The 236-nt window shown below is 43.6% G+C and carries 1 pseudogene; it reads left to right on the top strand.

The window, feature by feature from the left end:
- Positions 1-236: pseudogene (locus tag ACLI08_RS16400) on the top strand (concanavalin A lectin); the annotation flags it as partial.

The following is a 236-nucleotide window of genomic DNA, read 5'->3' on the forward strand; positions in this document are numbered from 1 at the left end:
CCAACATTTACGCAAATTGCAGCAATATGTAGCGGAACTTCATTTACACTGCCTGCTACGTCTGCAAACGGCATTACAGGAACATGGAGTCCGGCTGTAAACAATACTGCCACTACCACCTATACATTTACACCAAATGAGGGTCAGTGTGCTACAACCACAACGATGACAGTTACAGTCGGCAACAATATAGTACCAACATTTACGCAAATTGCACCAATATGTAGCGGAACTTC

Origin of the sequence: Flavobacterium sp. RNTU_13 (genome assembly GCF_046614455.1) — a bacterium.
Lineage (GTDB): Bacteria > Bacteroidota > Bacteroidia > Flavobacteriales > Flavobacteriaceae > Flavobacterium.